Here is a 15,924-nt window from a genome sequence, read left to right on the forward strand (position 1 = left end):
CCCCAAACCGCTCAGGTAGCCGAAGAATGTGATCGGGTAAAGCCCCAAACCGCTCAGGTAGCCGAAGAATGTGATCGGGTAAAGCCCCAAACCGCTCGGGTAGCCAAGGAATGTGATCAGGTAAAGCCCAAAACCGCTCGGGTAGCCAAGGAATGTGATCAGGTAAAGCCCCAAACCGCTCGGGTAGCCAAGGAATGTGATCAGGTAAAGCTCAAAACCGCTCGGGTAGTCGAGAAATGTGATCAGGTAAAGCCAATAACTACTCGAGTTAGCCTTGGACTCGGCTTAGGAAGAAATACAACTCAAGAAAACCACAGTTCAAAGATCAGGTATCATTTATTTAAAAAAAATACAAAAAAAGCAAACCTCTATACCGTGAGCACCGTTTATAGGGCAGAGAGGGGGAGAGATGTTGCTTGAAATTAAAGAACTCGAAGAAATAATGCAGCAGCATACAGAAAGGCTCATCCGACTTGCCTTTTATTACGTCAAGGATTTACAAAGTGCTGAAGATATCGTTCAAGATGTATTTATTAAATTTTACGATAATCAGCAAAACTATGAAGAAAGAGGAGAATTACGGGCATATTTATCGAGGCTCGTCATCAACAAAAGTAAAGACTATTTACGCAGCTGGACATACCGAAAAATACAAGTTCAACAGAAGATTTTTGCCAAGAAGGCTATCATGAAAAGGGACATGCTAGTGCAGCAGGATGAACAAACCTTAATTGAAAACGCCATCTTAGCACTACCATTGAAACAGCGTGAGGTCCTTATTTATTTTTATTTTGAGGAAATGCCTGTTATTGAAATTGCAGAGCTTTTAAGTATTCCGGAGAGTACGGTGAAAACAAGGTTACGTCGTGGACGAGAGTTATTAAAGCCAAAGCTACAGCATATTGAATGGGAGGTCCTGCTGCATGAGTAAAGTCGATGTGAGGGTATTAAATGATTTAAGCGAAAGCAAAAAGCGTGTTATGACCAATGTTGTACAGCATTTGGAACAGCGTGAGATGAAAAAAAGGTCTTGGCGTTGGCAATATAGTGTAATGTCTATAATATTGACAGTTTGTATTGGACTATTTCTGTATACTCAATTCAGCGAAAATCAGGAGCAAACAGCAAGTATACCAACTGTTTTAGATGAAAAAATTCTAGAATTACATTTGCAAAGGGATTCCCTCGTAAATGGTAAGGATCGCTTGTATCCATCAAGTTTTAATAGTTTTTTATCTCTAGAATCTTCCTTTGCTTATGCACAATCAAAGGGGTTAGTGCCTACACAAGAAGAAATTGATAAAAATCTAAAAATATTGATGGAAGGACTTAGCGCTGAAATAAATCCAACATTAGAAGAACGTTTACAAATGCTTCATCTTACAAAAGAAGAGTTTATCGAACGTTATGCTAGGCCAATCGCCTATAAATTTGCAATGCTCAAGTTATTGTGGGAGCATGCTCAAAATGAATATCCGGATGTAGATGACCAGATACTAAATTGGTACGTAGAGAGAGATGCTAAAAACTATTTTGAACAGCATTATAGTAAGGAAGTAGCCTCTTTACGTGAAAAATATAAGATTCCTGCGAAGGAAAGTCAATTGCTTCATACAATGAAAGGGACGGTCGTAGCTATAAAGGAACATGAGTTTTTAGTTGTATCGGGCGTAGATTCAACTGATATTGGTAAATTATCCGCGGATGAAATTGTTCGGAAACATACTAATGGTACGTGGTTCCCTTTGGTGGATGTCCCTGAAACATTATCAATAGGTGATCGAGTGGAAGTACAATATAGTGAGAGTATTAGATTAGATTATCCTAATCCTTTCATAGATTTTAAAGATATCGTTAGCACGAAAATAGTAGAGGAATATTAGTAATAAAAGGCTAGACATTCGTGCCATAGGAATGTCTAGCCTTTTTCTTTAAACTAATAGTTTTTGCATTCAAATTATGGTACAATATGGTAATGTATTGTTTTGTTTATGCAAGCTAATTGTGATTATTGTCAATCAACAATAAAGGTGAAATCTTGTGGAATGTATCAAGAAAGTGGAGTGAACTATAAAAAATAATAGCATTCAAGTGGATTGTTTGAATATTTCATTTCATTGACTTAATGTTAAACAGCAAAGGGGAACATGCTTTATGATAATGAATGAAAATTTATTACAGGAAGATAACTTAAGAGAAATACTTCTAGCATTAGAAAGTGTAGAAACTATCTGGGAACAGGAGAATCAAAGGCAGCTAATTCTTTCAATGTTATTACATATCGGTTCATTAGATAGTGAACTGAGAGATGACCTAATTTATAGTACGTTTTATGAATTAATTTTAGAAAAAAACTTACTTGAGCATTCACTTTTAGCGGAGCTTTTAGATTATAGTCTGAATAATTTGCTTTTTAAGGGTATTACTGAAAGCGAATCAGATTTAGTTTTTACTCGAACATTTACGTCGCTTCTTATCGCACTTATTTTACATAGGGATCATGAAGACGATTTTTTATCTGAGCATAAAATTAATGATTGTAAAGATCAATTACTAGCTTATTTATCAGCTGAAACAGATGTAAGAGGCTACGTGCCAGGTAAAGGCTGGGCTCATAGTGTTGCCCATATGGCTGATGCAATCGATGAGTTGGTGAAAAATCCAAAATTAGATATAGCTACTTATATTGAAATTGTAAGCGCATTATGGAACGCCATTTTGAAAGAAAATTATGCTTTCATTCACAATGAAGATGAACGAATTTTAGTTCCTATTTTCACTATGCTTGAGCAAGGTTTAGAGGAGCATGAGATTATTAAGTTGCTGCAACAATTACCTGCTACTTTAAAAGTAAAAAAAGAACAGCTCGATGTACATCATCACAGAATTTTACTTTTTAACTGTAAAAGCTTTTTAAAAAGCTTTTATATTAAAACAAATGGAAAGTCTAAGTTCGCAGCTCTTCATAAAAGTATCGAAGCATGTCTCGATGAATTATAGGGAAATTGGTTCATCACCAAAAGTTGAGGGTAATATTTTATTAAAGTAAAAGTTGATTTCCGCTTCGACTGAACGTCTTCGGGAAAGCGCTCAGCAGGAACGGAAATCAAATACGATATTAGTAATTTGTAATTATTGACAGCCGGAAATTAGTTTGTTACGATGAGTGACAATAAAAGCATACAAATTCGTTGATGAGAAAGAGTAGTGTTTCATTTTGTTCTACAGAGAGCCGACATATTGGTGGAAGTCGGTGTGCAAGTGTTACATGAAGATCCTCTCTGAGAAGATTGGCTGAACATAGTAAGCTGATTCGGGTGTCTACCGTTAAAAAGAACACGTATGATTGTACGTTGCTGAGTGCTATTGAACGCTGTTTCAATAGAATTAGGGTGGTATTCGCGGTTAACCCCGTCCCTTACTTGGGACGGGGTTTTTGTATGCCTTTTATACAACAGTATAGGAGGAATTTACATGCAAGTCGAAGAGAAAAAAGAAACAACAGTAGAAAGAGAAATAAGAATTCGTCAATTGTGGAAACAAGAAGGAACGTTTCAAGCGTCTGTTGTGAATCGTTCTAGCAATAAGCCTTTTGTATTTTACGAAGGACCGCCCACAGCGAATGGATTACCACACGTAGGTCACGCATTTGGCAGAACGATTAAAGATGTCGTGGCTCGTTATAAAACGATGCAAGGTTATTTAGTTGAGCGTAAAGCTGGCTGGGATACACATGGTTTGCCTGTAGAGTTAGGCGTGGAAAAAAAGCTGGGCATCTCAGGAAAACAAGAAATTGAGAAATATAGTGTCGAACAATTTATTCAAGAGTGTAAGGGAAGTGTCTTTACCTATGAGAAGAAGTGGCGCTCCTTTACAGAGCAGCTTGGCTATTGGATTGACATGGATGACCCCTATTTAACGCTAAGCAATGATTATATTGAGTCCGTTTGGAATATTTTAAGTCATGTGCACAAGGAAAAGCTTTTATATAAGGGGCACCGCGTTTCGCCGTATTGCCCTAGCTGTCAAACATCATTAAGCTCTCATGAGGTTGCGCAAGGCTATAAGGATGTCAAAGATTTATCTGTTACGGCAATGTTTAAGCTAAAGGGTAAAAATGAGTATTTTCTTGGCTGGACAACGACTCCATGGACATTACCTGCTAATGTTGCCTTGGCGATGAATCCTAAGCTCGTGTATGTTCGGGTGAAACAGCACGATAAAGTATATATTTTGGCAAAATCATTAGTGGAAAAGGTTTTTACTGAACCCGTTGAAATATTAAGCGAACATAATGGGCATGAATTTGAAGGTGTATCGTACATTCCACCTTTTTCATACGTAACCGTTAGTAAAGGTCATGTCGTTGTGCTGGCCGATTATGTCACAGAGCATAGTGGAACTGGAATCGTCCATATCGCGCCTGCCTATGGGGAGGACGATTATAAAACAGTTCAGCAAAATGGACTATCGTTTGTCAATGTTGTTGATTTGAAAGGCTGTTATACAGAAGATGTCCCAGAGCTTGTCGGTAAATTTGTGAAAGATTGTGATGTCGACATTATAAAAATACTCGCTAAAGATGAGCTATTGTTTGATAAGGAAAAATATGAGCATAGCTATCCTCATTGCTGGCGCTGTGATTCACCTTTGCTTTACTACGCGACTGACAGCTGGTTTATCAATATGTCTACATTGAAAGATAAGCTTTTACAAAATAATGAACAAGTCACATGGTATCCCGATCATATTAAACACGGTAGATTTGGAAACTTTTTAGAAAACTTAGTGGACTGGAATATTAGCCGAAATCGCTATTGGGGAACGCCACTCAATGTATGGGTTTGTAAGGATTGTGGTCATGAAGAGGCGCCAAATAGTATTGCTGCCTTAAAAGTGTTATCGAAGAGCACTTTACAAGACATAGAGCTTCATAAGCCGTATATCGATGAGGTTGTTTGTACTTGTCCAAATTGTAAGGGTGATATGGAACGTACACCTGAAGTCATTGATGTATGGTTTGACAGTGGTTCAATGCCGTTCGCTCAGCATCATTATCCTTTTGGAAACTTTGATACGTTTAACAATCAATTCCCTGCAGATGTGGTCATCGAAGGTATCGACCAAACGCGTGGCTTTTTCTATAGTCTTTTAGCTGTTTCGACTTTATTTACAGGTAAAGCACCTTATAAAAATGTACTTTCTTTAGGGCATGTTTTAGATGAGCACGGACAGAAGATGTCGAAGAGTAAAGGAAATGCATTAGAGCCAGTTGAACTGATAGAACAGTAGGGAGCGGATGCTTTAAGGTGGGCATTTTTAGTCGACAGTTCTCCTTGGAATCCTAAACGCTTTTCAAAGAAGAATGTAATGGATGCGAAATCGAAGCTAGTCGATACACTAGATAATACGTTCAAATTTTATCAGCTTTATGCAGAAATCGATGGCTTCCAGTACGATGCTGATAAGACTGGTACACGTACAAAACTAGATCATTGGATTTTGTCTCGATTACATCATACAATCCAGCTTGTGACAAAATCTATGAATGATTATCAATTTACGCAGGCAACACGTGAAATCGGCAAGCTTGTAGAAGAGCTAAGTAACTGGTATATCCGTCGCTCACGAGCAAGATTTTGGGCAAATGGGCTGTCAGAGGATAAACGAGGTGCCTTTAGTACACTGTATGAGCTTCTGATGACAATTTGTCAATTACTAGCACCTTTCACGCCATTTATCGCAGAAGATTTATATCGACAATTATGCGGAAAAAGTGTGCATTTACAAAACTACCCAACATACAATGAAGCGCTCGTTAATACTAAGCTTGAAAAAGAAATGGCCGATATTTTAACAATTGTAGAGCTAGGACGCAGTATACGGAATAGTCAAGGGATCAAGGTAAAGCAGCCGTTAAGTGAAATCATTGTCTCTGTTGACGGCGAGTTAACAGATTATCAACCATATAGCGAGCTCGTAAAAGATGAATTAAATATAAAAGAATGTGTTTGGACAAATGATTTTTCAGCATATGAAACTGTTCAGTATAAGCTTAATTTTAAAACGGCAGGTGCAGCATTTGGACCAAAAGTGAACAGCGTTAAAGATTATGTAGTGAATTTAAATGATGAGGAGAAAAATGAATTACAACGAACAGGGGCTATAGAGTTAACGATTGATGGGGAACAGGTAACATTGTTAAAAGCGTACGTGTTGACTGAATCCATCGTAAAGGACCATTACATTTTAGCCGAAGATGCTTTATGTCGAGTCCTTTTGAATGTACAACTGACATCTAGCTTGCTTGAAGAAGGGCAAATTAGAGAACTTATTCGCACAATCCAAGATACACGCAAAAAAATGAAACTTCCAGTTGAGCAATATATATCGATTTCGATTGCCGGAAGTGCCAAAGCAACAACTATCATCCAGCAGCACGAAGCACTATTAAAGGCAAATGTGCTGTTACATGATATTCACTATGTGAATGACGATCATGGTGAACGATATATTGAGACAGAAGTGTTTAATGAAAAGATGACCGTTTATTTTAAGCTGTAAAAACTATACCCGGGAACTGATCGGGTCTGCAGAAGAAGTGATCAGGTAATCCCGGGAACTGATCGGGTTGGGGGAAGAAGTGATCGGGTCAGCTCGGAAACTGCTCAGGTAGACAGAGAAAGTGATCAGGTCAGCCCGGAAACTGCTCGGGTAGGCAGAAGAAGTAGATCGGGTAATCCCGGGAACTGCTCAGGTCAGCAGAAGAAGTGATCAGGTCAGCCCGGAAACTGCTCGGGTAGGCAGAAGAAGTAGATCGGGTAATCCCGGGAACTGCTCAGGTCAGCAGAAGAAGTGATCAGGTCAGCCCCGGAACTGCTCATGTAGGCAGGAAAAGTAATCAGGTATAACTCGTGTAGATTTAAAATAAAGATTGATCATTTGTAATAAAGTCCAATAATTTGTAAAAAGGTTGACAACATGGATTATGACAATTCAACAAACGGGCCATTTAATGATGTGGAAGTCTAATTGAGGAGGGAAACTGTGAGGATACCTTTTGTACCTAAAAATATTGAGATTAATCAGGATCGCTATGATTTTATCAAAGGATATCGAGGCGGAGGATTTATGTTAATTGCGGGTGCTATTTTTTGGTTATTAGCATTTCTATTAACTTATGTATTACCTAAAGAGGCAGTAGTAGAGTTCTATATCTGGGGTGGATTACTCACTCCTGTAATTGGAGCAGCATTATTTAAAGTGATGAAAATGTCTACAAAACCGAATCAGTACTCATCATTAGTTGGATTTTCTTCCGGTGTCATAGTTGTTTGCCTTCCAGTATTGTTGCTCATTAAACAACTAAACGTGGATATGTTACTTCCCGTAATATGTATTATAAATGTCGCTCATCTTCTCATTCTTTGCTGGGTTCATTTAGATTATTTGTATTTCATACATGTTATGTTGGGAGTTTCACTTGGTTGCCTTTTTATTTATACTCTACCAAGCTCTCAGGTACACTTCCTTGCATTAATTTGGGGATTAATTTCTTTAATAACTGGAATTATTATTCACTATTCTACCCTACAGCCATTAAAAGGATATAACTTTACCATCAAAGGATAAATTCGGGTTATTTCATTAAAATTTAATGGAATAAGTGCGTATCTTTTTGAATTGGACTTTTTGTTGAAAAAGGATATCTCCAATTTTTAACGAATATAGAGTTATAAATAAGCGAAAGTGGTGAGATAAATAGGAAAAGAAGTTAATTTCTTTTTGGACAATAAAACGGAAAAATGTATAATTAACAGGCTTCAGAGTGCGGGTTGTGTTTTCGCAGAAGATGAGGCCAGGTTACTTATTTCAGAGGCACGAACTCCAGAGGACCTCAAGAAAATGGTGGAAATGCGAGCCGATGGTTTACCACTTGAATATGTTGTTGGATACGCAGAATTCTGTGGGTTGCGGATAGAAGTGGACCGAGGCGTTTTCGTGCCTCGTCAACGTACCGAGTTTCTTGTTCACCAGGCGGAAACTCTGTCATGTTTTGGTGATATCGTCGTTGATCTATGTTGCGGGTCAGGTGCTGTGGGTGTAGCACTGGCGGCAGCTTTAGGACGAGTTGAATTGTATTCTGTTGACATTGACCCTGTCGCAGTACGATGCGCAAGCCGCAACGTAACCGATTTCGGTGGCCATGTTTTTGAAGGTGATTTGTATAAAGCTCTGCCTCACGCACTTAAAGGCCATGTGAACACCCTAGTTGCGAACGTACCTTATGTTCCTACCGAGGCAATAAAGCTGCTCCCACAGGAGGCTCGATTACATGAACCGAAGATGGCGCTTGACGGAGGAGAGGATGGACTTGACATTCAGCGAAGAGTAGCAAAAGAAGCTTTTCTCTGGCTAGCACCGGGAGGACATCTTTTAATAGAGACGAGCGAAATGCAGGCAACTCAGACCCTTGAAATCTTTGTTGGTGCTGGGCTTACCACGAAGGTGGTTAGAGACGAGGAACTAGACGCTACTGTCGTTATAGGATCGAATTCTGGTTTTTAGCATAAATCAGTACGTAGTCTTGAAATGATAATTTCCTAGCAATATACAAATAAACAAAAAATCCTTATTCAATTAAAGGGCGCGATTGTTTTAGAATTACTAGGTAGAAAATGATCAAACTTTATTATAAAAATTGCATAGTATTTCACAAAGAAATAACCCGTTTTGATCAATCATTTTTCAAAATGAGTTCTTAACATTTAACTTGAAATATGGATTTTTGGGATATTTTAGATCAAACTTTATTCCAAACCAACAACTCGCAAAACGCTCAGGTACCCTGAAGATTTGGGTAACCTGAGCGTTTTTATGTAAACAAATTTTACATAATGCCAGTCAAAAGATAAATAGCTGTTGCCCATATAAAAACGGCTGAGCATTTATTAAATATATTCATAAGTTTCCCAGAGCTATCGAGTTTTTTCAATGATGCTCCAGCAATTATCAGACCGATAAACCACAGCCAAGAAATCAATACGCATGCAGCCGTGAACAACATTTGCTCCGTGCCACTATATTTTAAAGCGCTCGTCCCAATAACGCCGATTGTGTCCAAAATGGCATGTGGATTTAAGAGTGAGACAGAGAGTGCGAATAAAATTTGTTTTTTAACAGGGAGTGCTTCATTTTTATCGGCAGTTGCCGGATTGGAGCGCCAAATCGTGTAGCCCATATAAAGTAAGAAAAGTATTCCGACAGTCATTAGAGTGATGCGTAGCCATTCAAATTGCAGCACGATTAGAGATAAACCAAAAACCGCAAGTACGATGAGTAGCGTATCACAAATTGCAGCAGTAATGCTGGCTGGTAATGCTCGAACTAGATTTGGTTGAGTTGCGCCTTGAGAAAATACAAAAACATTTTGTACGCCTAAGGGCAAAATAAGTCCAAATGCTAAAATCATTCCATGAAGAAATGCTTCCATGAATATCCCTCCTTTCATTTAATATTCTAGATATGTTATAAATAAAAGAAAACGACCAATTGGATGGTTTTTTACCCACCCAATTTGGAGGTGTTAGAGGAGATGCGAATGAACTGGCAGCCAATTAGACAGAGCGAAATGTCATTACAGCAACAAATTGTGGCATGGATTACGGAGCATATAGAACGAGGAGATTGGGTGGCAGGCACAAAGCTGCCCACACAAAGACAGCTTGCTATGCAGTTTGGGGTCAATCGTAGTACTGTTCAGCAGGCTTTAGAGGAGTTAAAAGCAGCTGGAATATTGGAATCGAAGGTAGGTTCAGGCATTTATGTAGCTCATAATTCCTGGCATTCATTAATTACACAAACACAGCCAAATTGGCAAAGCTATATTGACACGAGCTTTCATAAGCCGAATTATCATACCATTCAATTAATCAATGAATACGAGCAGCGTGATGATGTCATACGGTTAGGAACTGGGGAGCTAGCACCGAGTTTATTGCCAACTGCTGAAATTGAAGCATCATTGAAAGAGCTTACTTTGCAGCCGAAAGCTTTAGGCTATTCATCGCCACAGGGTAGTGATAGACTGCGAGAAGCAATTTGCGAATATATGAAAAAAAGAGGGATCCATGCAAAGCCCCAAAATGTTTGTATTGTATCTGGTGCACTTCAGGCGTTGCAGCTCATTGCTGTTGGACTACTTGAGCAGGGTTCTATCGTATTCCAGGAACAGACGTCTTATTTAAATTCAGTTCACCCTTTCCAGTCAGTTGGGATGCAAATGCTGTCTATCGATCGTGATGAACAACTCGCACAAACATTAGCCCAAAGGAAAAGAAAAAGACAGGCTGTGTTTTATGCAGTTCCTACGTTAAACAATCCGACTGGAGGGGTGTGGACGGCGCTTGAAAAAAAGCAACTTTATGAAGCGTGTAAACAATCTCGCATCCCTATAATTGAGGATGACGTCTATCATGAATTGCTCTTTGAAGCGACAACGCCTCCCATAAAATCAATGGATGACAGCGGGCAAGTGCTATATATTGGGAGTGTATCGAAAACATTAAGCCCAGGACTTAGAATTGGCTGGTTAATCGGTCCGACAACAGTGATTGAGCGGTTAGCGGATATAAAAATGCAAACGGATTACGGTTCAAGCGCGATCTCACAGGAAATTGTGCTGCACTGGCTGCAATCTGGAAAGTATGAAAAGCATATCAAGTGTTTACGAAAAGAATTATTACGAAGAGCTAATTTTGTTGAGGGGATATTGCATGAGAGATTTACGGAAATTGCTAGCTGGAGTCAGCCAAAAGGTGGCTTTTATATTTGGTTAAAGTTTCATGAACCAATCGTTGATAAAGAGTTATTTACCCAACTATTGCAGCGACAAGTCCTCATTAACCCTGGCTATATTTACGATCCGCAAGATACCCAGCATATTCGATTATCATATGCTTATGCAACGGATGAAGAGTTGGAGGTTGGCATGCAAATATTATATGAATGCGTGTTGAAGCGGTTGTAAAACGACATAAAGAATACAATCTGTAAAGTGACATGAAGCTCTCAATTATTCAATTACGAAGCTGTTGAATTAGATGGAACCAATTTACAGCTCATTCGTAATAATAGTTAGCTCAGATATATTAAGGGAGGGTTTTAAATTGAAGAATTCTACGAAAGTAATAGAATGTCCAAAATGTGGTGAGAAGGAACTGGGGAGAGGCAAGCAAAGTGGATATGGAGTTATGTATCCAGAAAATAAGATGAGTTTAGGTTCAGATATTGAATACATTATTTGCACAGAATGTGGATTTATAATCGAAAGCTATGTAAAAAAGCCAGAGAAATTTAAAGGTACATTATTTTGAGGTAATAGTATAAATAAAACTAAATGGAAAGTTTTGTGACTTTGGAATTTATAAGCGTTTATTGTATATAGACACATAAAGGACTATCTATAATTAAGGATAGAAATTAATTAAGTAACGGGTGCTATTGTTATATTTGCTAGTGTAGTTAAATATCTAATGTCAAAAATAAACAAGTATTACCTCGTCCTTGATTTAGAATGGGGAAATACTTGTTAGCGCTTTAAAATATTAGAAAATTACTTTTTAATGCTAATTACATTGTATTTGAATAATAGTGTCATTCCTAAATTCAACAAAAAATGTACAAGAAATGGTACTAAAATATTGTTTGTTTCAAAATATATCCACCCAAAAATTAGACTTGGAACAGTTATATTTATTAGCATGATAGGTTTTTTGAAGTATTGAGTATGAATCCCTAAGAATAATAAAGTTGTTATTATAATTGCAGTCCACTGTGATTCTATAAAAACAAGAAGCAAATTTTGAATTATTCCCCTAAACAATATTTCTTCAAATAATGCCCCTATAAACATAAAGGCAACAATACCTAACACCGAATAGTCTTGATAGCTATTGTTAGTTTCATCAATATATTTCGAGGGAATAAACAATGTTAAAATTACCCCAAACAAAAGAAGACTAAATGAAGCGAGAACTACGCTCATTACCAATCTGAATGGCTGATTAAATGATAAGAAATTTTGTATTGTGAATACATCATTAACGATAAGAACGAAAATGGTAGCCACACAAATGAATGTAAAAGAAGTGAATACAAAAACAGCGTCTTTTGGGCTAAAATCCTTCTTAGTTTTTTGGGGTTTATCTTTTATATACTCCATATCTTTCCTTCTTCCTTGATGACTATAGAATAAAGAAATATTTTACCATAATATTTTATTGGAAATATAGCCTTTATTGAAAAGGATTTCTAGGAGAGGGATCGAATTTGTTTAATTATCAAAGATGTTACGAGTTGCCGCAAGCGAATTAAATTACGGTGTCATGATACAACCACTCATTGTTCCCTATTGTCGAACGTCATTCCTTATAATGTTCGTAATGAAGGTAATTATATCTTGGATCTGATGAGCATTTCAGACCGACTTGTGTAGGTGAACACAGCTACTGTTACGACAGCTTCGATCTTTTTTCGTTGCAACATCATTTTCTCATTTAAACTAAAAGTACCCTAAAGGATAGATTTTTTTCTATACTTTAGGGGTAAAGTTTATCAATCTTTATTTTCATCCTGAATATAGTCAACTACGCTCTTTATGTAGGAGTCAATAGGTTTTGAGGAATCTACAATTAGATAATTATTGTTCGGTGGTCGTTTACTGTTATTTACTGTTTTTGTAAAATTATAAAATTATAATAAGACTCAAATTTGCTAATTTGACTTATTTTTCGATTTCTTGATTTAAGCCTGTCATTCACACTTGAAAAATCCTTATTCAAGCATTCTACGTATTTATACTTTGAATTATACTTTTTTGCTAGGGTCATTCCTTTATCAATCATCTCTTCATAAAGACATGGCTGTCTAATATAACATTGTGATTTTGCGAAAGAAAAGACTCTATAAGTGACCAATCAATATGATAGGAAGCTTGCCCCGCTAATTCGTTTGATATATTCCCATTCATTTTTTCTAGTAAGGCAGTTTTTGTAATATCATGATCATCTACTATAACATTTAGTTTATCTCTTATAGCTTTAGCGAGTGCTGATTTACCTGAGCCGGGGACACCTGACATTTGCAAGAAAAATATAGTAATCCCTCCATAATAATAATAAGTTTAGCTATTCTAGATGGCGTTTTTCCGTTTGTTTTAGCGGGGTACACATTGTACATGTGAAATCTAACGTCTAACTTGGTGTGTATTTCAATAACATTTTTAACGATTAATTCTTCATCCAAGTAAGTAATCTTACAATTTGAAATGATTCGTTCCAAGTAATGATGAAACTAAAAAGGAAAAATGTTAGAACAGGCAAAAACTTGGCTTTTCCTTGTTCTCTTTTAAATACAGCGCCAAAACTTAACAATAAACTTATAAATAATAAACCGAATCCACATATCATAAGAATCTCAAAGATGGTTGAAAAAATGTAAGAGGAACCTAATACAACAGCACCAAATACTGCGAAAATAATGGATAGTTTGCTAAAAATTTAAAAGCTCCCTTCAGAAAAATTAGTTTAATTTCCAATTTATTGTAACAAACTTTTTTATAAAATTCCTCAGTGAATTAATAAAGTGAGGAGGATTTTTTTGTGCAGGAAGTGATATGAAATCATGGTAGGGGTAGAGGACCATTTAGTTATCTAGAGATGTAACAAATCCAGTTAGACGAAGAAGTATTGCAAGTGATTTTAGGTAGTAGAAGAACTCGATATGTGTGGTAAAAAGAACCGTATAATCCTTTTTAGACAAGGAAACAAAAGAATCTATTTTGAAAGAAGATCAATCAAAATAGATTCAATATATTTAGATATAGATAGAATTTTTTTGAAGTAAGTTTTATTGGATTACATTTGTGGGGCTTCCATACCAAAATTTGCCCATTCCTCTTTTGCCGGACCATAAATACCAGGAACAATTAATCCTGCCTGTCGCATAAGAACGGTCATTTGTCCTCGATGATGGCTTTGATGTTGAATCAAAAACATCAATAATGAACCATTTGGCATTTGTTGACCAATAAATTCAATACTTTCATTCATTGTATGGTCATTCCATTGTGTTTTTAATGCATGTACAAAAGCATTACTAGCTTCGTGATAGCTGTCTGCTATAAACTGAGCTGAAGTAGGAACGGGATAATCTTTAGATGGGGCTTCGAACGTAATGTTTGTATTCGAAGTAATAATACGAATAGCAGTAACAGTATGCCAAGCAATACGTCCTAAAGTCCAATTTTGTGAAGTGATTTCCTGTTGAAGTGATTCATCAGTGAGACTATTTAGTAGTTTCTGTGTAGCACTGGCTTCAAACTCCCAAGATTTCAAAAAATGGTCTAAAGTTTGGAACATAAAAATCCTCCTAAAAAATTAGTTTTCTTTCTATGCAACAATGTTATTATATTTGAGCAATATTTTAAATATGATGAAAAATAATGTTACTAATCCAAACTGCAAAGATAATCCAAATAATAATAAAAAGCACACCAACAAACCAATTCTTTGGTTTTCCGTTTTGTTTTAATTTTTCTGCGGCTTCTTTATTATCTTCTATCACATGTGGTGGAATTAGTTTTAAAGCGAGGATAATTCCCAAAGGTACAATTATCAGGTCATCAAGAAATCCGAGAACAGGAATAAAATCTGGTATTAAATCTATTGGACTAAAGGCATATGCAACCACGAACATTGCCAAAAGCTTCGCATACCAAGGGGTTCTTGGATCTTTATAAGACAGATAAAGTACAAACAAATTTTGTTTTAAACTTTTTGCATAGGCTTTTAATTTCGATATAAAACTGTTTTTCATTGAAAATCTTCCCTTTCATTACTTCGAATTATAAATTATCTGAGTAAATTGGGGAATAAAAAAATCAACAATATGAGGATTAAACACAAATCAAGTTCGATTAATACATCGCTCAAAATGTTGAGGATGGCTTTTGTTAAAACGCCATGTCTATAAGTTGAAAAATGGCCTGATTTAATTTAACCAAAGCCATTAATCAGATGCTTAAAAGCTAATTATATGTATACTCATTTTCTTTGTATACCGTTTTCAATTGCTTTAGCCAAACCTATTGGATTTTCCCAAGCCATGGAGTGCCCTGCATTTTTTACAATTTCGATATGAATACCATGTGCATCGAGTACTTGCATATCTGAATCAGGTAGTGAATTTTCGCCAAAGATAAATGTTTTAGGGCAATCGAGTGAGTATAATATTTCTCTCCACGATGGCTCTTCACCATTTGCTGCTGATTTAGAAATGAGATAGGCTGCTCTAGGTGACCATAAAGCTAATGATGCTGCCCACATTTGATTGCCACTTTCTTGGCTTTCTTGTACCAAATCGTTAAAACCATTTTCCAGAAATTCTTGCATATCACAATCAGCAATGTACTTGCTGGTTGATCCAACACTACTTTTGTCTAAATTGGCTTCACTTAAAATAATTTTATCAATACGTTCAAGGCATTTTTCTGCTAAAGAAAGTGCTACAGCTCCACCTAAACTGTGACCGAATAAAATAAAAGATTCTAACCCGATGGAGGTAACAAATTCTGCAAGATATTCCGCATGATCTTTGACTGTGTAATTGAAGTCATCTGGTTTGTCGCTATAGCCAGAACCTAAAAGGTCCACTATAATACAACGATGTTTTTTTAGTGCTTCCTGAGTTGCCACCTGTGGATAATCAAAGGATCCCGCACATCCAAGTCCGTGGATAAATAAAACGGGTATTTCTTTTCCTGGGAAGTCGTTATAGCGAAGAATACAATTCGCTTGTTTGACAAAATACTCTTTCATTAAAAACATCCTTTCTTTAGAAGAAATACAAATTAATTGTAGCATG

12 protein-coding genes, 2 pseudogenes and 1 other annotated feature are annotated in these 15,924 nt (G+C 36.7%); of the genes and pseudogenes, 8 read left to right on the forward strand and 6 right to left on the reverse strand.

The window, feature by feature from the left end; translation table 11 throughout:
- Positions 1-409: 409 nt before the first annotated feature.
- The 6 genes and pseudogenes from QRN68_RS23700 (at position 410) to QRN68_RS23725 (ending at position 8,568) form a co-directional block, all read left to right on the forward strand.
- Positions 410-931 carry a sigma-70 family RNA polymerase sigma factor gene (locus QRN68_RS23700; protein ID WP_285399658.1) on the forward strand — a complete coding sequence of 174 codons (522 nt, stop codon included), beginning with the start codon at positions 410-412 and terminating at the stop codon, positions 929-931.
- The gene (locus QRN68_RS23705; RefSeq protein WP_285399660.1) at positions 924-1,883 is read left to right on the forward strand and encodes a DUF3221 domain-containing protein; all 960 of its coding nucleotides are present in this window, start codon (positions 924-926) and stop codon (positions 1,881-1,883) included. Before QRN68_RS23700 ends, QRN68_RS23705 begins: the two co-directional genes overlap by 8 nt.
- 271 nt (positions 1,884-2,154) lie before the next feature.
- Positions 2,155-3,000 (forward strand): DUF2785 domain-containing protein, encoded by an 846-nt coding sequence (locus QRN68_RS23710; protein WP_285399662.1) that lies wholly within the window; start codon positions 2,155-2,157, stop codon positions 2,998-3,000.
- A 182-nt stretch (positions 3,001-3,182) separates the two neighbouring features.
- Positions 3,183-3,422: a binding site (T-box leader), on the forward strand.
- A gap of 52 nt (positions 3,423-3,474) precedes the next feature.
- A pseudogene (gene ileS, locus QRN68_RS23715) lies at positions 3,475-6,564 on the forward strand (isoleucine--tRNA ligase).
- 483 nt (positions 6,565-7,047) lie between these two features.
- A complete protein-coding gene (locus QRN68_RS23720) occupies positions 7,048-7,632 on the forward strand; it encodes a DUF7010 family protein (protein WP_285399663.1) in 585 nt (194 codons plus the stop codon).
- A 153-nt stretch (positions 7,633-7,785) separates the two neighbouring features.
- Entirely contained in the window at positions 7,786-8,568 is a 783-nt protein-coding gene (locus QRN68_RS23725; protein WP_285399664.1) for a putative protein N(5)-glutamine methyltransferase, read from the forward strand.
- A gap of 322 nt (positions 8,569-8,890) precedes the next feature.
- Here QRN68_RS23725 and QRN68_RS23730 read toward each other — a convergent pair whose 3' ends face one another.
- A complete protein-coding gene (locus tag QRN68_RS23730) occupies positions 8,891-9,493 on the reverse strand; it encodes a LysE/ArgO family amino acid transporter (RefSeq protein ID WP_285399666.1) in 603 nt (200 codons plus the stop codon).
- Positions 9,494-9,601: 108 nt separating this feature from the next.
- Here QRN68_RS23730 and QRN68_RS23735 point away from each other — a divergent pair, with 108 nt between their 5' ends.
- Both QRN68_RS23735 and QRN68_RS23740 read left to right on the forward strand, forming a co-directional pair.
- Entirely contained in the window at positions 9,602-11,029 is a 1,428-nt protein-coding gene (locus QRN68_RS23735; protein ID WP_285399695.1) for an aminotransferase-like domain-containing protein, read from the forward strand.
- Between the two features lie 73 nt (positions 11,030-11,102).
- Positions 11,103-11,375 (forward strand): zinc ribbon domain-containing protein, encoded by a 273-nt coding sequence (locus QRN68_RS23740; RefSeq protein WP_481817483.1) that lies wholly within the window; start codon positions 11,103-11,105, stop codon positions 11,373-11,375.
- 239 nt (positions 11,376-11,614) lie between these two features.
- Here the strand turns inward: QRN68_RS23740 and QRN68_RS23745 are convergent, their stop codons facing one another.
- From QRN68_RS23745 to QRN68_RS23765, 5 genes and pseudogenes are all read right to left on the reverse strand, one after another.
- Positions 11,615-12,223 carry a CPBP family intramembrane glutamic endopeptidase gene (locus QRN68_RS23745; RefSeq protein ID WP_285399668.1) on the reverse strand — a complete coding sequence of 203 codons (609 nt, stop codon included), beginning with the start codon at positions 12,221-12,223 and terminating at the stop codon, positions 11,615-11,617.
- 392 nt (positions 12,224-12,615) lie between these two features.
- Positions 12,616-13,156, reverse strand: a pseudogene (locus QRN68_RS23750) (P-loop nucleotide/nucleoside kinase family protein).
- A 760-nt stretch (positions 13,157-13,916) separates the two neighbouring features.
- Positions 13,917-14,420 carry a DinB family protein gene (locus QRN68_RS23755; RefSeq protein ID WP_285399669.1) on the reverse strand — a complete coding sequence of 168 codons (504 nt, stop codon included), beginning with the start codon at positions 14,418-14,420 and terminating at the stop codon, positions 13,917-13,919.
- Positions 14,421-14,484: 64 nt separating this feature from the next.
- Complete coding sequence (locus QRN68_RS23760; RefSeq protein ID WP_285399670.1) at positions 14,485-14,877, reverse strand: YkvA family protein; 393 nt, start codon at positions 14,875-14,877, stop codon at positions 14,485-14,487.
- Positions 14,878-15,104: 227 nt separating this feature from the next.
- Positions 15,105-15,878 carry an alpha/beta fold hydrolase gene (locus QRN68_RS23765; protein ID WP_285399671.1) on the reverse strand — a complete coding sequence of 258 codons (774 nt, stop codon included), beginning with the start codon at positions 15,876-15,878 and terminating at the stop codon, positions 15,105-15,107.
- Positions 15,879-15,924 lie beyond the last annotated feature (46 nt).

Origin of the sequence: Lysinibacillus sp. fls2-241-R2A-57, from assembly GCF_030209535.1 — a bacterium.
GTDB lineage: Bacteria > Bacillota > Bacilli > Bacillales_A > Planococcaceae > Lysinibacillus.